The organism is Rhizobium sp. N731, assembly GCF_001664145.1.
Classification (GTDB): Bacteria; Pseudomonadota; Alphaproteobacteria; order Rhizobiales; family Rhizobiaceae; genus Rhizobium; species Rhizobium esperanzae.
Genome location: NZ_CP013605.1, coordinates 458,141 through 476,828, shown reverse-complemented (window position 1 = coordinate 476,828; position 18,688 = coordinate 458,141). Strand labels below are relative to the sequence as shown.

The 18,688-nt window shown below is 62.4% G+C and carries 14 protein-coding genes and 1 pseudogene; 7 read left to right on the top strand and 8 right to left on the bottom strand.

Annotation, left to right across the window (positions count from 1 at the left end; translation table 11 throughout):
* Positions 1 to 13: 13 nt before the first annotated feature.
* Positions 14 to 1,153, bottom strand: a complete 1,140-nt coding sequence (locus AMK02_RS27425) for an ROK family transcriptional regulator (protein ID WP_064807911.1) — start codon at positions 1,151 to 1,153, stop codon at positions 14 to 16.
* Between the two features lie 143 nt (positions 1,154 to 1,296).
* A complete protein-coding gene (locus AMK02_RS32425) occupies positions 1,297 to 1,485 on the bottom strand; it encodes a hypothetical protein (RefSeq protein WP_082929727.1) in 189 nt (62 codons plus the stop codon).
* Positions 1,486 to 1,696: 211 nt separating this feature from the next.
* Between AMK02_RS32425 and AMK02_RS32745 the strand changes: the two are divergent.
* The 4 genes and pseudogenes from AMK02_RS32745 (at position 1,697) to AMK02_RS27405 (ending at position 8,790) form a co-directional block, all read left to right on the top strand.
* Positions 1,697 to 2,053: pseudogene (locus AMK02_RS32745) on the top strand (hypothetical protein).
* Positions 2,040 to 2,723: a peroxiredoxin-like family protein gene (locus tag AMK02_RS27415; protein ID WP_064807907.1), complete on the top strand. Its 684-nt coding sequence runs from the start codon at positions 2,040 to 2,042 to the stop codon at positions 2,721 to 2,723. The pseudogene AMK02_RS32745 and the gene AMK02_RS27415 overlap by 14 nt, the downstream one beginning before the upstream one ends.
* A 613-nt stretch (positions 2,724 to 3,336) precedes the next feature.
* Positions 3,337 to 6,363, top strand: coding sequence for an alpha-mannosidase (locus tag AMK02_RS27410; protein WP_064807905.1), 3,027 nt, complete (start codon positions 3,337 to 3,339; stop codon positions 6,361 to 6,363).
* 390 nt (positions 6,364 to 6,753) lie between these two features.
* Positions 6,754 to 8,790, top strand: a complete 2,037-nt coding sequence (locus tag AMK02_RS27405) for a methyl-accepting chemotaxis protein (protein ID WP_064807903.1) — start codon at positions 6,754 to 6,756, stop codon at positions 8,788 to 8,790.
* Between the two features lie 53 nt (positions 8,791 to 8,843).
* On the opposite strand, the gene AMK02_RS27400 is transcribed toward AMK02_RS27405, so the two are convergent.
* The 5 genes from AMK02_RS27400 to AMK02_RS27380 form a co-directional block, all read right to left on the bottom strand.
* On the bottom strand, positions 8,844 to 9,758 hold the full coding sequence (locus AMK02_RS27400) for an SMP-30/gluconolactonase/LRE family protein (RefSeq protein WP_064807900.1): 915 nt from the start codon (positions 9,756 to 9,758) through the stop codon (positions 8,844 to 8,846).
* 14 nt (positions 9,759 to 9,772) lie between these two features.
* Positions 9,773 to 10,723 (bottom strand): ABC transporter permease, encoded by a 951-nt coding sequence (locus AMK02_RS27395; protein WP_064807898.1) that lies wholly within the window; start codon positions 10,721 to 10,723, stop codon positions 9,773 to 9,775.
* Complete coding sequence (locus AMK02_RS27390; protein WP_064807896.1) at positions 10,720 to 11,670, bottom strand: ABC transporter permease; 951 nt, start codon at positions 11,668 to 11,670, stop codon at positions 10,720 to 10,722. Before AMK02_RS27390 ends, AMK02_RS27395 begins: the two co-directional genes overlap by 4 nt.
* Positions 11,667 to 13,118 (bottom strand): ATP-binding cassette domain-containing protein, encoded by a 1,452-nt coding sequence (locus AMK02_RS27385; protein WP_064807894.1) that lies wholly within the window; start codon positions 13,116 to 13,118, stop codon positions 11,667 to 11,669. Before AMK02_RS27385 ends, AMK02_RS27390 begins: the two co-directional genes overlap by 4 nt.
* A gap of 72 nt (positions 13,119 to 13,190) precedes the next feature.
* Positions 13,191 to 14,207 carry an ABC transporter substrate-binding protein gene (locus AMK02_RS27380; protein WP_064807893.1) on the bottom strand — a complete coding sequence of 339 codons (1,017 nt, stop codon included), beginning with the start codon at positions 14,205 to 14,207 and terminating at the stop codon, positions 13,191 to 13,193.
* A 278-nt stretch (positions 14,208 to 14,485) separates the two neighbouring features.
* Between AMK02_RS27380 and AMK02_RS27375 the strand changes: the two genes are divergently transcribed.
* The 3 genes from AMK02_RS27375 (at position 14,486) to AMK02_RS27365 (ending at position 17,602) form a co-directional block, all read left to right on the top strand.
* Complete coding sequence (locus AMK02_RS27375) at positions 14,486 to 15,724, top strand: GAF domain-containing sensor histidine kinase (protein ID WP_064807891.1); 1,239 nt, start codon at positions 14,486 to 14,488, stop codon at positions 15,722 to 15,724.
* A 13-nt stretch (positions 15,725 to 15,737) separates the two neighbouring features.
* Positions 15,738 to 16,460 (top strand): response regulator transcription factor, encoded by a 723-nt coding sequence (locus AMK02_RS27370; RefSeq protein WP_064807889.1) that lies wholly within the window; start codon positions 15,738 to 15,740, stop codon positions 16,458 to 16,460.
* 308 nt (positions 16,461 to 16,768) lie between these two features.
* The gene (locus AMK02_RS27365; RefSeq protein WP_237358385.1) at positions 16,769 to 17,602 is read left to right on the top strand and encodes a DUF6030 family protein; all 834 of its coding nucleotides are present in this window, start codon (positions 16,769 to 16,771) and stop codon (positions 17,600 to 17,602) included.
* A gap of 66 nt (positions 17,603 to 17,668) precedes the next feature.
* On the opposite strand, the gene AMK02_RS27360 is transcribed toward AMK02_RS27365, so the two are convergent.
* On the bottom strand, positions 17,669 to 18,592 hold the full coding sequence (locus AMK02_RS27360; RefSeq protein WP_064807885.1) for a LysR family transcriptional regulator: 924 nt from the start codon (positions 18,590 to 18,592) through the stop codon (positions 17,669 to 17,671).
* Positions 18,593 to 18,688: the final 96 nt, after the last annotated feature.

The following is an 18,688-nucleotide window of genomic DNA, read 5'->3' as shown; positions in this document are numbered from 1 at the left end:
AGCGCTTTTGGCTTCAAGCCGAGGCCGGCGGCAGCAGCAGGGTGTTGAGGAAGGGCAGGAGGGCCGCACCCAGCGCAACGCCGCCGCCGCTGAAGCTTGCCGGCCGCATCGGCGAAATCCAGGGCGTCAGCAGCGGCCTGGTCGAGGTGTCGCGCCGCTCGACGGAGAGCTGATGAATCAGCGCCTCGATTACGCCCTGCGGCAGGTCGCCGCCGATCATGACGACGCTCGGGGCGATGAAGCCGGCCATGGCGATGATCGGGTCGAGCAGATGCCCCGCGGCCTCGCGGATCCATTGCGACAGCGACGGCGAGGAAAATTCCTCGCCCTTCAGCAGGCGAGTGAAGTCCTCGTCTCCGATGCGTGAGCGCAGGGAACTGAAGCCAACGACGGTGTTGAGCTGGACATTATCAGGCCCCGTCAGCATTTCGCCGATGCTGCCCGCTCGCCCATGCACGCCTGAGTAGGGAATGCCCCGGATGAGGAAGCCCGCCTGAACGTCATCGTCGATGATGATCATCGCAAGCCCGCCCTCCGGCATGGCACTGCCGATCGTGCGCTCGGCAAGGAGGCTCGCCGTGCATTCGTTTTCGACGCAGTGCCGTGACATCTTCGACATCCCGGAGAGCTGCTCGCTGCGCGCATCGCTCCAATCGTTGGCGGCGATCCCGAGCCCGACGATCGGCAATGTCGCATGCCGATCGACCATGTCCCTGACTGCCGCATGCACCGCGCCGACCCCGTCTTCCGGTTCCACGTCGAAATAGACCCGATCATGCACCTGGCCGCTGAGATCGATCAGCACGATCTCGCCGCGCGTCCGGCGAAGCTTGACGCCGATCGAAAACGCGCCCTCCGGGCGCAGCGAGAATTCCGTGGCTGTTGCCCCACCGCCGAGCCCGTTGCGCCGGTTCGACGTCACGAGCTTCTCTTCGGCGAGCCGACGCAGGATATTGGTGATGCCAGGCCCGGTCAGCCCGCTATGGCGCCCAAGCTCGGTGCGCGTCAGTGGCCCATGCCGGCGGATGGCTTCCAGGATGACACGAATATTCCGATCGGCGATCTCCCCCGACCTCAGACCCACCGTTTTGGAGCGCGCGGCGCCCACCTCCTGCGTGTGAAGCCGACGCGGCCCTGACCGAAGATACCGCATGACTGTCTTTCCCAGAGCACTTCGACGGTGTGTATCACGCTTATCGGTGTTCGTAACGATTTTCCAACATCCGTTGTAACGAAGAGCTCCGGCTTTCGAAAACTGCGAGGGGTGCCGATCATCCTCGCTGCGTCATCTATATGCTAATAGCTGCAAGGACGATCGTTGCCGAATCCGTCGCGACAAGCCGGCCTGAGTGCGAAGTCAGCGCTGGAGTATCCAATCGAGCCGGTCTGCGCCGGGTCGGTAGAGCTCGTCGTGCAGGACGACGCCGACGTGGCAACGGCGATGAGCATTGCCATCGCTGCGGGCAATTTCCGAATCCGGCGCATCCCTCAACCCTCCCATCGCTCACTCACAGCCAGTCTCTTCAGTGGTTGCCAAAGCAGATAGATCGATGCTGCGATCGGGAAACTGTCGTCATCGATCAAGATTGCGTTATCCTTGCGGCTGATGGTCGCCTGCTTAGAAGGGAGGGAAGGGAATTTCCGACGGGCTCGGAGGCTGTAGAGAGCTCCAGCCGGCTCGTTAGGGAGAAACGACATGGCACGGGCCGTTGAGAAAATCACGCTCAGTGTTGGACGTGAGATCGCTTTCGATAAACTTATCTTGGGCGTCAGAACGTGCTTTGGATAAAGGCAGGGAGCTCGATCCAAAATCTCCCTGAGGACATAGCACGCCGCGGATTGCTGACCAGTCTGAATGTTCGCCCGCGGATGTCTTTTCCATGCTATGATGGGCCTGCAAAGCTCAAGTTCGACGTCTGCAATATGGCAGAGGCCGAACGCTACTTTGCCCTGGCGAAGGGAGTTTGCGCCCAGCAGGGGCTCGACCCCCGAAGCGCTGGGTGTGCTGCCCTTTTTGATTGATCGGGAGGAGGTTGTTCATGTCCACGGATAGTGTCGACCGCCCGCTGCAGCCGGGCGACCGGGCACCGAATGTTGTGCTCGATGCGATCTCGCGCGAAGGCAAGATCGCGCTCGATGATTTTCGAGGCCGTAGCCCGTTACTGATCGGTCTATTTCGAGGCCTACACTGTCCATTCTGTCGGCGTCATGTCTCGGCGATGGCGCAGCTCAACCCTGCCCTGAAGGAGAAAGGCATCGAGTGTCTCGCCGTCGTCAAGACGCCCGTCGAACGGGCGCGGCTCTACTTCCGTTACCATCCACTACCCAACCTTATTAGCGCATCCGACCCGGAGGGGGCTTCGCATCGCGCCTTCGGTTTACCCATCCTCGAGCTCACGGAGAATGAAACCGAATGGCCGCACAAGCTCGGAATGGACGCGGTCATGACAATGCGGATCGATTTGCCGCGGGAGTTGCCCGTGCCGATGAACCCGGCTGCGGCGGGCGACTTTCTTGAGAAAAAGGACCCGTACGAAATGACGGCGGCCGACCAGCAGATTATCATCGCCGGTCACATGCCGCTTATCGGCGAGTTCCTGCTCGATCGGGAAGGCACTGTGCGCTGGAGTTTCACAGAAGCCGAAGAGGGGGGCCAAAATCTATGCCGGGCGCCGAGTCCCGAAGAATTGATGTCAGCAGCTTCCCAAGTCGCACTTCAATAAGCTGCTGAAAAACTCGTCCCACGAGACGGTTGGCAGCCTTATGCCAATCGGCGAACGCGCAGAGCTTCCCGTTGTATACGATGATCAGCAGGCGCCACCGGCGGACCGGGGGCATTGCGAAGCTCGCGGCCGGTCGTTACGCAGCTGCACCAAGTCCGTGGCGAGCAACGGTCATCAGAACCAGTAGCATCTAGACCAAAGTCAGCAGCGCGCCCGGAAGGGTCTCAACGACCCATCAAGGTCAGGGCCTCGGATGGTAACCTCTTTGCAACATCCGCAATGAGGAGGAAGTCGCTCCCTCCCCATTAATCACTGCATGGCCGTGACCTCATTGATGGACCGGATCCGTCACCGCTTTGATGACCTCGGACGCCATCTTGAACTCCTTCTCGCGGCTGGTGATGCCATGGCGTCGCGCGATCCAGTTAAAATCCGTAGTCTAGGAAAAGGCGATCTTTTGCGGGCTTGACGTCAAATCAAAGTTACTTAATCTAAGCGTCAGCCGAACCCGCTGGGAGGAGGGGCCGGCATTCGCGATCCCTATCGCATCATCTTTATCTCCCAAAGCCATGATTCCGGATCGTTCGTCGCCGATTTTCCAACAGGATAAGCCATGCCGCTCACCATCGCCCAACGCCTCGATAGTCTGAAGGTCCGTATCGCCGAGCTCGCGCATTGGCGGGACCGCCATAGCAGCCCGATCGATGGCTGGACCTTCGAGGGGGAGCCGATCGCCCATCACCAGGACTGGCCGCATCGTGAGGGCGTGGTGCATTTTGCCGCGAGCGCCGAGGCGCCGCAGAGCTGGCCGCTCGAAGATATTCGCCTGCAGCTCGATCTCGGCGGCGAGAGCCTGATTACGCTGACCTATCCGGGCGACGAGACGGAGACGTTCGGTCTCGATCCCTATCACCAAGAATTCCCTGTCATAGGTCGCCGCTTCAAGATTGCGACGGAAAGCGTCGCGCGCTTTCCGTTCGGTGAGCCAAACCGGGCGCCGCGGCTGAACAAGGCCCGGTTCATCTTACTCGATCGTCCTGCTCATCAGCTGCATCTTCTCCTGAAGCAGGTCACTGAGGCGATCGGGGTGCTCGGCGAACATGAGGTCGTGCCGCATCTGGTCGATGCCGCAGAGCAGGCCTTGCGCAGCCTCGACTGGCCGTCGGATACGGCGGCTTACATTTCGCGCACATCAGGCGCTGTCATGCAGCAGAAGATCTGGGAGCTGCCGGAGCTCGAGGCCAACCCGGCGGGCCTCTCCGACGAGCAGAGCGCTTCGGCGGCTTCCGCTTTCGAGACGCTGACGGCGCGGTTGAAGGAGCTGCAGAAGCGCTTCCCCCCGAATGGCGAACTGCTGCTGACCGGTCATGCCCATATCGACCTTGCCTGGCTTTGGCCCTATCGCGAAACGCGGCGGAAGATGCGGCGCACCTTCAACACGGCGCTGTCGTTGATGGAGCGCTCAGACGATTTCCGCTTCAACCAGTCGACCGCCCATTATTACGCGCAGATGGAAGAAGAAGATCCGGAGCTTCTTGATCGCATCAAGGAGAAAGTCGCGGAAGGAAAGTGGGAAACCGTCGGCGGCATGTGGGTCGAGCCTGATACCAATATGCCCACAGGCGAAAGCCTCGTCCGCCAAGTTCTCTACGGCCAGCGTTATTTCGAAAAGACCTTCGGCACGCGCCATACGGTGTGCTGGCTGCCGGATTGCTTCGGCTTCTCCGGCGCCCTGCCGCAGATCCTGAGACAGGGCGGCATCGACAGCTTCTTCACGATCAAGGTCAATTGGAGCGAGACCAACCATATCCCCTCCGATTTCTTCTGGTGGAAGGGCCTCGACGGCAGTCAGGTGCTAACCCATACCTTCGACAATCCGATGCAGGGCTATAATGGTTTCGTGCAACCCGATTGTTACCTGCCGACCTGGAAGAATTTCCGCGGCAAGGCGCAGCATCACTCCTCGCTTCTCGCCGTCGGTTATGGCGACGGCGGCGGGGGGGTGACGCCCGAAATGGTGGAACGCGAAGTCCAACTGCGCGATTTTCCCGCCATTCCGCAGGCGCGCTGGGGCACCGTCAAGGGCTACTACGAGCAGGCGCATCGCAGCGCATCGGAGAAGAAACTCCCCGTCTGGGACGGCGAAATCTATCTCGAACTGCACCGCGCGACGCTGACGACCCAAAGCGGCGTCAAGCGCAAGCACCGCCAGGCCGAACGCGCGCTGATCACCGCCGAGACTCTCGCTTCGCTGGCCCATCTGCTCGGCGCCGACAAGCCCCGGAGCCTCGAGGCGGACTGGCGCGTGGTGCTGAAGAACGAGTTCCACGACATCCTGCCGGGTTCGAGCATCCGCGAAGTCTATCAGGATGCGGAGCAGGAGCTCGGCGGCGTCATCGACCATGCCAAGGCCGAGCAGGCCAAGGCTTTGCAAGCGCTTTCGGCCAATTTGCCGAAGGGCGGGGTCACTGACGCGCTCATCGTCGTCAATCCCTCACTTGCGCCGCGGCCCGTGAGCGCGACACTTGCCGACGGCACGACGCTTTCGGCCGCTGAGATCGTCGCTCCCTTGTCGGTCGCCGTCTTCGACCGGCAGGCATTGAAGCCGGCGGGTGGGCTGAAGGCCGGCGCCGATCGCCTCGAAAACGATCATCTCTCGGTCGTCATCGGCAAGGACGGGGCGGTTGCCAGCCTCATCCACAAGGCGAGCGGCCGCGAAGCGGTCGATGGCTCCGCCAACCAGCTCTGGGTCTATCCGGCCGATAAGCCGCGCAACTGGGATGCCTGGGATGTCGACGCCGATTATGCCGAAAAGGGCGTCCGGCTCGAAGCGCCCGAAAGCATCAGCCTCGTCGAAAGCGGCCCGCACCGCGCGGCGATCCGCGTGGTTCACCGCTACCGGCATTCGAGCGTTACGCAGACCTACGTCTTGACGGCCAATTCGAAGCGGCTCGACATCGAAACAACCATCGACTGGCACGACCGCCGCACCCTGCTGCGCACCCTGAACCCGGTCGACGTCAAGGCCCGCAAGGCGACCTTCGAATGCGCCTTCGGCGTGGTTGAGCGGGCGACGCATACGAATACTTCCTGGGAGCAGGCGATGTTCGAGGCCGCCGCCCATCGCTTCGTCGATATCAGCGAGCCGGGCTTCGGCGTGGCGCTTCTCAACAATGCCAAATACGGTCACAGCGCCCGCGGCAATGTGATCGGCATGAGCCTGGTGCGAGGTCCGATCTATCCCGATCCGCTTGCCGATGAAGGCGAACAGAGCTTCACCTATGCGCTGATGCCGCATGAGGGCGCCTGGCATGACGGGGGCGTGCTCGACGAGGCGCTCGACCTCAACCAGCCGCTGGTGACGGCCGAAGCCAAGGACCTGTCCGCCGGCAGTTTCGCGCCGCTTGAAGTCGCAGGCACCCCCGTCGCCTTCTCGGGCCTGAAACCGGCGGAGGAGGGCGAGGGCCTCATCCTGCGCCTCTACGAACCGGCCGGCCGGCGCGGCCGCCTCTCCCTCGGCCTGCCTTCCGGATGGAGCGCATCGCAGCCGCTCAACATTCTCGAAGAGCCGATGGAGCGCAAAGGGCCCGCCGACATCATGCCCTTCGAAATCAGGACCTGGAGGCTGCAGAAGGCCTGACGCCGCCCTTTGGAGAGACCGCGCCCGCCGATTCCGGGCGGCGGGGCGGTCTATCCACCAACCCATGCGAAGAAGTGGGGCCGTTGGGCCGAGCCGATCTTCACCGGCGTTCCGTTTGATTGCCGACGGCTGACCAGCCGCCGCCCTATCCACTTCCGGCAGTTATTATCCCAATCGCGCATCGAAGTTGCATGCTCCTCGAAATTGAACTTTTTGTTAGATTTTTATCGATCTGTTAGCCGGCTCAGGCAAGGCAAAACTATTTCCCTTCAAAGGTAAGGTGATCTCGAAAGGCTGGCCGCAGATGTTTCGGTCGAATGATGTCGATCGTCTATTTCGAAGCCAGCCGGGGATATGAAGACTCCTGTTGCCGCCAAGCAGGAACTAAACATGCCCGCAAGCATCTTTTCGCGCATCAGCACCAAATTGGCCGCGCTTTCCGGCATCGGTATTTTCCTGGTGGCGGCCATGCTCTTCACCGTCTGGCAAGGCGGTCAGCATGTCTATGAGCGCGCAAAATATCAGGAAGGTCAGTTGATCGTTTCGCGCGATCTGGTCGACGCCAAGGCTTCGTGGCGCGGCATGCAGGTCGGGGTGCGCGATCTGCGTCTCGCCAGATCTGCGGATGACATCGCCAAGGCCACCGATTACATCGCCGCACGCCACCATTCGGCTGTGAAATACCTCGACGAGGCTATGGCCGGGTTGCGGATGCAGGTCAACAAGGACCGGATCGTGAAGCTCAAGGCGTTGGCCGAGGGCCTTTTTGCCGCCACTGGCGACATAGCCGAAATCTCCAAGCAAAAGATCGCCCTCAAGGACGGCGATACCTCCCTCGATGCGAAGCAAAAGGAGGCACAGGCAAAACTGCTGGCGATTTCGGACGAGGCAGCCAAGCTGCTCGACGAGGGGGTGGACGCGGCCAAGACGATGGCGACGAAGGCTGAAGAAGAGGCGGATGCAGCCGCTCTTGTGGTCCTAAGCCTCAATCTCGGCGTCGGGCTGCTGACCATTATCACGCTGATCGGCGCTGCGGTTTTCGGCGCGCGGGTGATCGCAAAGCCGATCGGCCGGATCACTGCAAGCATGAGCGATCTGGCAGAGGGCAATCTCGACGCCGACATCCCCTTCACGGACCGGCGCGACGAGATCGGTCAGATGGCCGGCGCCGTTGCCGTTTTCAAGGAGAACGGCATCAAGGTTCGCGAACTCGACGCCGCCGGCGCGGGCAAGCGCGCGAAGACCGCCGAAATGCAAAAGAACGTCGATGCCGTCATCAGTGCAGCTGTTGCCGGTGACTTCACGCATCGCGCCACGGCGGAATACGGCTATGAGGATCTCAATGAGTTCGCATCCGGCGTCAATGACCTCGTCGCCGCGGTCGATCGCGGCATCGCGGAGACCTGCCGCGTAATCGCCGCCCTCTCCGACGGCGACCTGAGCGAAAACATGAAGGGTGAATTCCAGGGCGCTTTCGGCATGCTCAAGGAAAACGTCAATGCGACGATGAGCAACCTGCGCACGGTCCTCGGAGAAGTGCGCGCGGCCGTCGATATCATCAATGGCGGCGCCGGCGAAATGCGGATCGCCTCCGGCGATCTGTCGCAGCGCACCGAGCAGCAGGCGGCCTCGCTGGAGGAAACCTCCTCGGCGCTGGAGGAAATTACCGTCGCGGTAAAGCATTCGACCGACCGCGCATCGGAAGCCAGCCACATGGTCGACGAGGCGAAGAGAAGCACCGGGCAGTCGAGCGCCGTCGTCAGCCAGGCGGTGTCGGCCATGGGGCGGATCGAGCAGGCCTCGGGCGAAATTGGCCAGATCATCAGCGTCATCGACGAGATCGCCTTCCAGACCAATCTTCTGGCGCTCAATGCCGGTGTCGAGGCGGCGCGCGCCGGCGAGGCCGGCAAGGGCTTTGCCGTCGTCGCCCAGGAAGTGCGCGAACTGGCGCAGCGTTCGGCCAACGCGGCCAAGGACATTAAGGTGCTGATCAACCGCTCCAGCGGGGAGGTCCATACCGGGGTCAAGCTGGTGACGGCGACCGGCGAAGCGCTGGGAGACATTCAGGGCCATGTCGTCAAAATCGACGAGCATGTGCGCTCGATCGCCACGGCCGCGCGGGAGCAGTCGACCGGGCTTTCCGAAGTTTCGACCGCAGTCAACCAGATGGATCAGGTGACGCAGCAGAACGCGGCGATGGTGGAGCAATCCACGGCGGCGGCAAACCGGCTGGCTGAGGAGGCGGCGAATCTCGCCCGCCTGATTGCCCGCTTCAAGCTCGACGCCGCCCAGACGGCGCCGCGCGCCATCACATCCGAAAATCGACCGGCACCTTCGCCGGCGCGCGCCCTCGGCCGCAAGCTCGCCGGCGCCTTCGGCGCAAAAGCCGCGACGGTAGCTGCCGCGGCATCGTGGGAGGAGTTCTGAGAAGAAGCGATTAGCTAGCCAAATTCGTTGCCGTGAACCTGGCCTTCACCGGCTTACGGTCTTTGTGCGCCGGTCGTGGCAACGTAGACGGAGTAGAGTGAGCGCGTTGCGGCTATGAACAGACGGTTGCGTCCGGGGCCGCCAAAGGTGAGGTTGGCAACGGTCTGAGGGACGCGGATCTTGCCGATCAGCTTGCCTGTCCGATCGAAACAATGCACACCATCACCGGCACTGGACCAAAGGTTCCCCTGCACGTCAGTCCGGATTCCGTCCGGGATGCCGTTGTCGATAAGGCAGAAGACGCGGCCGTTCGCAAGCCTGCCGCCGTCGACCACGTCGAAGGCGCGGATGTGACGTGGCAGGCTTTCGTCGTGGCTCGCTGCCGAATCCGCGACGTAGAGGATCGTCTCGTCAGGCGAGAAAGCGAGGCCGTTCGGCTGGATGAAATCCGCGACGACGGCCGCAAGTTTACCGGTCGCCGGATCGAGCCGATAGACGTTGCGCGTCGCCTGCTCGGGCTCGGCCTGATAGCCCTCATAATTCGACATGATGCCGTAGGTCGGATCGGTGAACCAGATCGAGTCGTCCGATTTCACCACCACGTCGTTCGGCGAATTGAGCCGCGCGCCTTCGAAACGGTCGGCGAGCACGGTGATCGAGCCGTCGGTCTCGGTACGCGTGACGCGGCGCCCGCCATGTTCGCAGGAGACGAGCCGGCCCTGGCGGTCGCGCGTGTGGCCGTTGGTGAAGTTGGATGGCTGCCGGTAGATGGAGACGCCGCCCTCGGGCGTCCATCGCAGCATGCGCTGGTTTGGAATGTCGCTCCACAGAAGCTGGTTGGCATCGTTGAACCAGACAGGACCCTCCGCCCAACGGCAGCCTGAATAGAGTTCGTCGAGACCGGCGCTGGTGACGATCAACTGCCGGAAGCGCGGGTCGTGGATTTCGTAAATGCTGGCCTCGGCCATGGCGGTCTTCCTGATTATCGCATGCCGGCCCGGCGACCGCCGGCGAGCATGATCACGCTGATGATGATGAGGCCGGTCATGATGAGGCGGATACCCGCGCCGAACCCATAGGTGTTGAGCATGGAGACGACCAGGAACATGAAGAGCGACGCGCCCCAAATGCCCGGCACGTTGGAATCGCCGCCGGCCACCGCCGTGCCGCCGATCACGACGACGGCGATCGAGGTCAGCAGATATTCCGAGCCCATGTTGAGTGCTGCGCCGCCGGAGAAGCAGGCGAGCAGGTAGCCCGCGACGGATGCAAGCACGGCGCAGAAGAGGTAGGTGACGAAGCGCGTGCCGTCGACCGGAATGCCGGCCATGCGTGAGGCGGGCATGCTCTGGCCGATCGCCGAGATCCAGCGCCCGTAGATCGTCTTATGGAGCAGGAACCAGGCGAGAAGCGAGATGAGGAGCGCCACGATCGCCACGTTCGGCACGCCGAGCGTGTTCGAGGTGGTGAATTCCGCAAGCATGCTCGGCGGCTTGATGCGCAAGCCGCGGTTCGTCCAAATCGCCGCGGACTGCACGATGAAGCTCACGGAAAGCGTGGCGATGATCGGCGGAATGCGCAGCGCCTTGATCAGGGCATAGTTGCCGAGGCCGACGACGAGGCCGATGAGGATGGCGACAAGAAGCCCAGGCAGGATCAAGCCGTTTTCGACATTCATCAGCTTCAGCGCCACCGTGCCGGCAAGTGTCATGGTGGCGGGAACCGACAGATCGATATTGCCGGGACCGAGCGTGATGACGAACATCTGGCCGATGCCGACGATGACCGAGAAGGCGGCGAAGGTGAGTGCCGCCTGCGACAGGCCGAGCGTACTGGCGCCAAGGGTCACCATGATCGTCAGGAACCAGACGACGAAGGCGGCAAGCCATGACCAGATCCAGGGTTTGCCGAAAAGGCTGAGAAAGGGAGTCATCGGCGGCGTTTCTCCCGTTTCTCCAGGCGGTTCAGCATCAGGCGAAGCGCGAGCACGATGATTAGGATCGCGCCCTGGGCTCCGATCTGCCAGTCGGGCGAGATGCGCAGGAAGGACAGGAATGAGCCGGCGAGCGTCAGCGTCAGCGCACCGATGACGGCGCCGACAGGGGAGACGCGGCCGCCGATGAACTCGCCGCCGCCGAGGATCACGCCGGCGATCGACAGCAGAGTATAACGCAGCGCGATATTGGCATCGGCGGACGTCGTGAGGCCGACGAGAGCGATGCCGGCTAGCACGGCGAAGAAGCCCGCCAGACCGTAGGCGGTGGCGCGAGCGGCGACGATCGACCAGCCGGCCCGCTCGACAGAACGCTGGTTGCCGCCGATGCCGCGGATCAGCACGCCGAGCGAGGAGCGCATGACGAGAAGATGGGCGATGGCGGCGATGATGATGCTGGCGACGATCGCCATCGGCGCCAGCGGCGGCTTGACGGTCATCAGAGAGCGCACCCAATCCGGCGCCTGCCCGCCCGGCGCCGGCAGCAATAGCACGGCAAGGCCGCCCCAGACGAAGCTCATGCCGAGAGTGACGACAATGGACGGCAGGTCGCGCAGGTAGATGATGACACCGAGGCCTGCATAGGCTGTGATCGCTCCCGCAAGGATCAGGACGCCGGTCACCGGGTCATCGCGCAGAAAGGTTGCGCTCACGCACGCGACGAAGCTGACGAAGGTTCCCATCGACAGATCGAGATCGTTCACCGCCATGACAAGCATCTGGGCGATCGTCGCAAGCGCAATCGGCACGGCCAGATTGAACAGCAGGTTGAGGCCCACATAGCTCATGGCGCGCGGCTGCAGCCAAAAGACGGCGGCGAGCAGCAGGGTCAGCGACAAAGCGGGAATGGCAAGACGCATGGCGTCGGACGAGAGCCGGGCCGTCATGCGGCGACCCCTTCGAAGGAGGCGGCGATGATATTCGTCTCGTTGACGGCGTCACCGGCGAGTTCGGCAGTGATTCTGCCTTCGCGAAACACGTAGACGCGGTCGCAGAGGCGAACCTCGTCCATTTCAGTCGAATACCAGATAAAGGTTCGGCCGCGCGATGCTTCGTCGCGGATGATGGCGTAGACCTCCTGCTTGGTCCCGACGTCGACGCCGCGCATCGGATCGTCCATCAGGACGACAGGCGCGCGTGTGGCAAGGGCGCGCGCGAAGAGCACCTTCTGCTGGTTGCCGCCGGAAAGCGACAATATTCGGTTTGCCATGTCGGGTGTGCGGATCTCGATCCGCCGCTTCCACTCCGCGCCCCTGCTCTCCTCTTTATCAGCGAGAATGAGGCCACGCCGCGACAGGTCACCGAGCGAGGCGACGGAAAAGTTGCGCAGGATGCTCCAGAGTTCGAAGATGCCGTTGAGGCGGCGGTCGCCGGCGACGAAGGTGACGAGCGGATTGCGCTCGGGCAGCCAGTTGCCGGACTGGGCGGCATGCAGGGCAAGCAGCAGCGCGGTCTGGCCATGGCCGGCGAGCCCCGCCAATCCGATGATCTCGCCCTTGCGGGCCGAAAAGGGACGGCCCGCCGTCTGATGGGACAGAATGAGCGGAGCGGTGGATTGCTCGCGCGCCGGGCGCTGCCCCGTCTCCTCCTTCGCGACGGTGCCCATGGCCTCAACCAGGCCGTGATGGTCAAAGCCATAGGCGGGGCGTTCGGCAACGACGCGGCCGTCCTTCATGACGACGATGCGGTCGGAAGTTTCGAGAATCTCGTGCAGGATGTGCGAGATGAAGATGACGGAGCCGCCGGCTGCGACGAAGCGGCGGACATGGTGGAGCATCTGGCGGGCGAGGCTCGCATCGAGCGAGGAGGTCGGTTCATCGAGGATCACCAGCCGCGGCGCAATGCCGGCGTCGGAAAAGGCCATCGCGATCTCGACCATCTGTCGCTCGGCGATCGAAAGGTCTCCCACTGCCCGGCCGCTGTCAATGTTGTGGCCTGGGAAGACCGCATCGAGGCTCCTTTCGATGATTCTTGCGGCGCGCCTGCGCCAGCCGAAGCCGCCGAGATCGCGGTGCATGATGCGCGTGTTCTCGATGATGGAGAGGTTGGGGCAGAGCGATAGCTCCTGGAAAACACAGCGCACGCCGCGGGCGCGTGCGGCATTGATGCCGTAACGCTCCAGCCGCTCGCCATCGCTCGCCACACTTCCTTCATGGGGCGTGAGGCCGCCATTGATGACGCTGACGATGGTGGACTTACCGGCTCCATTGTGTCCGACCAGCCCGACGCATTCACCCGGCATGACCCGGAGCGTGACGCCGTCGAGTGCCCTGACCGCGCCGAAGCTTACCTTGGCGCCATCGACGGCGATCACCGCCTTCAAAACCTCATCCATGCTGCCCCGCCATGCCTGCTCGCAAACAATGCCGCGCGGCCATTTACGGTCGCGCGGCAGTCGCCGGGAGATTTACTTTGCCTGCTCGATGACCTTGATTGCATCAGCCTGCGTGTATTCCACGTTGGCGACGCCGCCGGCCTGGGTATTGGCGAGGTTCGTTTCAAGATTGTCCTGGTCGATGCGCAGGAAGGGCACGACGAGGTCCTTCTTGACCTGCTTGCCGTCAAGGATCTGCTGGGCGACCCAGAAGGCGAGCGTGGAGACACCGGGCGCGATCGACACGGACATCGTCTCGTAACCCTTTGCGTCCTTTTGCTCCTTCCACCACTTCAGCTCATCTTCGCGGTTGCCCATGATGATGGTCGGCATCTTCCGGTCGGTCGCGGCAATCGCCTGTGCGGCGCCGTAACCGTCACCGCCCTGCGTCACCACGCCGACGATGTCGGGCAGGCTCGGCAGGATGCCGGCAACGGCCTTTTGCGCCACGTCCTGCGCCCAGTCGCCATGCACGGAGCCAACGACCTTGAACTGCGGGAACTGCTTGACGCCTTCGTGGATACCGGCCGAGATCTCGTCATCGACGAAGACACCGGCAAGGCCGCGGATCTCGAGCAGATTGCCGCCCTGCGGGAGTTTCTTCGACAGATACTCCACCTCGCTGCGGCCCATTTCCTTGAAATTGACGGCGATGCGCCAGGCGCAGGGTTCGGTCACGATGCCGTCGAAGGAGACGACGGTGATGCCGGCATCGCAGGCTTCCTTGACCGCGCCATTCAGGGCCGTCGGCGAGGCGGCGTTCAGCACGATCGCGTCATAGCCCTGCAGGATCATGTTCTGGATCTGCGCCGCCTGTTCTGTCGCCTGGTTCTCGGCGGTGGTGAAAGGGTCGGCGGCGGCAACGACGCCAGCCTTTACGGCCTCGCTCGTCACCTTGCCCCAGCTCGTCAGCATGGCCTGGCGCCAGGAGTTTCCGGCGTAGTTATTGGAAAGGGCGATCTTCTTGGCCGACGTGTCGGCAAAGGCGGAAACGGGCATGGCGGCGCAAGCAATAGCGGCCGATGCCAGAAGCATCTTACGGATTGTCATCTCTTCCTCCCTCATGATCGCGCCGGTCGGCGGATCGCTTCACTCCTGCCGGCTCAAGCGGGCCTCGAGTGAAAATTGTTCTTGAACTGAGCTTCCTCCTCTCAGTAAGGGCAGGATGCGGGAGATCGGCCGACCTGTACAGGGGCAAGGCAGCAACTCGTTTGCGGGTTTTGCGCGACAAGCTGCGGGTTTACGCAAGACGGCGGCCCACTTGCGGGCGCTTACTGGGATATGATCACGACAGGTTGAGGAGTCTGTTGTGACGGGAGGAACTGACAATGCTGCATCTTGCACCGGCAGCCCTGTTCGACCACTATCTCGGCATTTCGCGGCTGCTCGCGGGCCAGCTCGACTTCCGCTCGGCCATCCGTTCCGTCGCCGCCGAGGTCGCCCACATTATCCCGCACGACCATCTCGACGTCTGCGTGCTGCTCGAAGGCGGCAACTATCACACGGCCTATGAGACGGGCATCGAGACTGCATGGGGCGAGATTGCCGGCGCCCCTGTCGTCAACAGCCCTATCCGTTCGCTGCTGAGAGGTGAGGTCGAATTTCTGCTCTCGGACGACGCCATGAAAGATCCGCGCTTTCATTTCGAGGGCGCCTTCAAGCGGCCGATTGTCGAGCAATCGCTGAGGAGCCGGCTGCATGTTCCCATGAAGGTGCAGGGCACGATCATCGCAGCACTTTCCTGCTCTTCTCACAGGGCGGGCGTCTATACGATGGAAGATGTCGAGCGCGCCCGCATCATCGCCGATCTGCTGACGCCCTATTTCTTCGCGCTGCAGGCGGCCGAGCAGGCGCAACGCTCGGCGATCGTGGAGGCCGAAGCCCGCGCCCGCGAGGAGGGGCTGCGTCAGGGCGCGCTGAAGCTGACCGAAGCCCTGGAGCAGGAACGCCAGCGGATCGGCATGGACCTTCACGACCAGACGCTTGCCGACCTGACGCGGCTTGCACGGCGGATCGACCGGCTGTCGCGCAACGGCGAGGTGGCGCCCGAGGCGCTCGAACCCGTTTCGCGGTCCCTGCAGCATTGCATGCAGGATCTGCGGCAGATCATCGAACAGGCAAAACCCTCCGTGCTCCAGCTTTTCGGCCTCGCGCAGGCGATAGAGCATCATCTCGACCGATCGACCCGCGATACCGGATCGGGCATCGAATGGGGCCTTGTCGACGAGACGAACGGCGCGCTGGAAAGGCTGGAGCCGACCGTCAGCGTCGCCTTGTTCCGCATCGCGCAGGAAGCGATCAACAATGCCGTGCGCCATGCCGCCCCGCTGGCGATCATGGTGGGGCTCGAAGCCGATGACGAGCAGCTATCGATTGAAATCTCCGACGATGGGGCTGGCCTTGCCAAGGCGCGAGGACGGATCGGCGGCGGCATCGACAATATGAAGACCCGCGCGCGGCTGATCTCGGCGCGCTTCACGATCGGCCCCGGCCATAACAATCGCGGGACCGCGGTGCGCGTCGTGCTGCCGCTGGCGCCGAACGGCCCGGCGGGCGAGCCAGACTGAGGAGAAAGACACGATGAAAGTTCTGATCGTCGAGGACGACCCGCTGCACCGGTCCTACCTGCACGAGGCTGTTAACGCCGCCCTGCCGGAATGCGACACGGTGATCGAGGCGGAGAACGGAACCGTCGGTGAGAAGCTCGCCCGCGACCACAAGTCGGCGCATATCGTCATGGATCTGCAGATGGCGAGCCGCAACGGCATCGAGGCGGCGCGCACGATCTGGAAGGAACGGCCGGAGACCCGCATCCTGTTCTGGTCGAATTATTCGGATGAGGCTTATGTGCGCGGTGTCTCGCGCATCGTGCCGGATGGCGCCGCCTATGGCTATGTGCTGAAATCCGCCTCCGACGAGCGGTTGAAGCTTGCGCTGCGCTCGATCTTCATCGAGAGCCAGTGTGTCATCGACCGCGAGGTGCGTGGTCTGCAGCAGAAGAGCCTCGGCCAAACCAACGGCTTCACCGATTCCGAATACGAGATCCTCGTCGACATAGCCCTCGGTCTGACTGACCGGGCGATCGCCAAACGCCGGAGCCTGTCGCTGCGCAGCGTGCAGAACCGCCTGCAGCAGCTCTACGACAAGCTCGACGTATATCAGACGGCTGGCGACGACCACGAGGACGGCCGCTTCAATCTCCGCGCCCGCGCTGTCACGATTGCTTTCTTGCGTAAACTTCTGAATTACAGCGCTCTAGAACGAGCTGAGGCGGAGCTGCAGGAATGGCTTGATGGAAAGTAATTTCCCGAAGAGATCGGCGACATAGGCGAGCTTTTCTTTTGGGGCGCAGCCGTTTCAGGGCTCCTGCTTGACGCTGGATACACTCGACATCAAAATCGCGGTTTCGAAGGTGAGCCGGCTGTAGTGCTTTCACATCGTTGCTCGCCTCAAAGGATCGACCGACGCCGCTGGTCGCAAGCTTGCGAGGCAACGCAGTGAATAAATTGTTCTCAGCCGGTTCTTCCAGCGACGGCCCATCCCCGCGCTGGAAGTTCCCGTTGCTGAGCAACCGGCGCTCGTTACGTCGGTCAGCGCTGTTGGTACTCGCCATGGTTGTTGCAACCATTGCCGTTTCTTACATGGACATCCGCCGATCCGAAGCTCCGACCGAAGATTTTGAAGATCGAGCGCCCAACAAGGCTGCCCCTTCCGCACGCTTAGCCGTCCGCTCTGATCCGGCTGCTTCTTCTCCTCGTCCGACGATATCGATATCGCGGCATCTGATGGAGCTCCCAAAGCTCGACCTGGCAAGTCAGTTTCTGCGGATGTGGTTGGTCTCGGGCGCCAATATTTGCGGCGCTCTTCGAGAGGCGGGCATAGAGGTGAGCGAATGGAAAGCCGCATCGATGCGCAATCGCGATTATGAGTGTTATTTTCAGCGCATCTATGAACGGGACGAGGCGCGGCCGCTCAGCTCGACCTTCCTCAGGGTTCGTGGAGATGAGACGGGTAATATTGTTGAGATCCGCGCCAAGATCGTCGGACCGAAGATTGATGCTGAGGGACTTCTCGCCCCTGAAGTGCTGCGCATTTTCGAGATCATTGTGAAGCAGGCGTGCTGGCGAGATTTTGAAGATGCGCTTGCGTCGATCCAAAGCCTTCGCGATGTCGAAGCCGAACGATTCGGCTCTTATCTCAGCTTCACGCGCGAAGCCGGCAGCGAAAACAGATTTAGTTTTGCTCTAGGCCTCAAGGCAGCTCCAGGTTCGCAGGCAAGAACCAGGGCGTATTTTTCGGCAGACCGCTGGCTGGCCACGACGGATCCGCGCATCCCGCGGACATCATCCGCATCGATCGCAACGGCGCGTTCAGATCAGCCAATGGCACTCAATGGCGGAGCAAGTGCCGGCTCCGATTCAAAACCAAGCCGAAACTGCGGCTGAGCTTCAAAGCCCCCAGCTTTGTGAGTAGGGAAGGTGCACCCGCTTCGGATATGGCGCGCCAGCGGATCAGCGCGACAGGCTGGCTGCCGGTCGAAAAGCGTCGGCTCGGGCGGCACAGTTCTCGACGACGAAATCCACGAAAGCGCGGACTTTGCGCGAAAGCTGGCGATTGGACGGCCAGACAAGCGAGAGTGAACCGAAGGGCACCATGAAGGAGGTGAGGACGGGGATCAGGCTTCCCGCTCGCATGTGCGATGCCGCGACATGGACGGGCAGGTGGGCGAGGCCCAAACCATCCCGTGCTGCCCGCAGCCCTGCATCCGTGTTGTTGAATGTTAGGCTTTTCGGCAGAAGCAGTCGCTCGTACGGCGCGCTGAAGGCCCAGGGCGCGACGCGACCGCTGGATGGATATTTGAAGTGAATGCAGGCATGCCTGAAGAGATCGCCCGGCGTCTCAGGCCGTCCACGGCGCTCGAAATAATCGGGACTGCCGCACACGACGAAATGCTGATCGCTGAGATGGCGGGCGATCAGCCGCGCATCGGCAAGTTCGCCGCTGCGCACCACGACATCCAGACCTTCCGCAACCAGGTCTATGACCCTATCTTCGAAATCCACATCCAGCTCGATCTCCGGGAAGCGCTCGGCAAAGGCCGGCAGCATCGGCATCAGCAGATGATGCCCGACGATATGTGGGACGCTGACGCGCAGGCGCCCCCTCGGGCTTTCCCGGCTTTTCGACAGGGTTGCCTCTACGTCCTGCATATCGTCGATGATGCGTTTGTAGCGCTCGTAGAGAACAGCCCCTTCCTCGGTCAGGCTGATGCTGCGGGTCGTTCGGTTGAAGAGCCGCACGCCGAGCCGGCTTTCCAGACGCGCCACCGCCTTTCCAATCGCAGACGGCGAGACGCCGGCAATGCGCGCGGCTGCGACATAACTCTGCTGTTCGGCCGCATGAACGAAGGCGAAGACGCTCGCGAGACTATCCATGGCAAAATCCCATTGGAGATATTTTGTCCTTTATGTAATTCCACGCACCGGAATTGATCAACATTGCGTAACAAATATCCTTTGTCTCGAAAGCTG

Excerpts from the sequence above, each read along its gene's own strand:
- AMK02_RS27360 (WP_064807885.1), bottom strand. The coding sequence starts at position 18,592 with ATGGATAGTCTCGCGAGCGTCTTCGCCTTCGTTCATGCGGCCGAACAG.
- AMK02_RS27375 (WP_064807891.1), top strand. The coding sequence starts at position 14,486 with ATGCTGCATCTTGCACCGGCAGCCCTGTTCGACCACTATCTCGGCATT.
- AMK02_RS27370 (WP_064807889.1), top strand. The coding sequence starts at position 15,738 with ATGAAAGTTCTGATCGTCGAGGACGACCCGCTGCACCGGTCCTACCTG.
- AMK02_RS27405 (WP_064807903.1), top strand. The coding sequence starts at position 6,754 with ATGCCCGCAAGCATCTTTTCGCGCATCAGCACCAAATTGGCCGCGCTT.
- AMK02_RS27415 (WP_064807907.1), top strand. The coding sequence starts at position 2,040 with ATGTCCACGGATAGTGTCGACCGCCCGCTGCAGCCGGGCGACCGGGCA.
- AMK02_RS27390 (WP_064807896.1), bottom strand. The coding sequence starts at position 11,670 with ATGACGGCCCGGCTCTCGTCCGACGCCATGCGTCTTGCCATTCCCGCT.
- AMK02_RS27400 (WP_064807900.1), bottom strand. The coding sequence starts at position 9,758 with ATGGCCGAGGCCAGCATTTACGAAATCCACGACCCGCGCTTCCGGCAG.
- AMK02_RS32425 (WP_082929727.1), bottom strand. The coding sequence starts at position 1,485 with ATGCGCCGGATTCGGAAATTGCCCGCAGCGATGGCAATGCTCATCGCC.
- AMK02_RS27380 (WP_064807893.1), bottom strand. The coding sequence starts at position 14,207 with ATGACAATCCGTAAGATGCTTCTGGCATCGGCCGCTATTGCTTGCGCC.
- AMK02_RS27410 (WP_064807905.1), top strand. The coding sequence starts at position 3,337 with ATGCCGCTCACCATCGCCCAACGCCTCGATAGTCTGAAGGTCCGTATC.
- AMK02_RS27385 (WP_064807894.1), bottom strand. The coding sequence starts at position 13,118 with ATGGATGAGGTTTTGAAGGCGGTGATCGCCGTCGATGGCGCCAAGGTA.
- AMK02_RS27395 (WP_064807898.1), bottom strand. The coding sequence starts at position 10,723 with ATGACTCCCTTTCTCAGCCTTTTCGGCAAACCCTGGATCTGGTCATGG.
- AMK02_RS27365 (WP_237358385.1), top strand. The coding sequence starts at position 16,769 with ATGGTTGTTGCAACCATTGCCGTTTCTTACATGGACATCCGCCGATCC.
- AMK02_RS27425 (WP_064807911.1), bottom strand. The coding sequence starts at position 1,153 with ATGCGGTATCTTCGGTCAGGGCCGCGTCGGCTTCACACGCAGGAGGTG.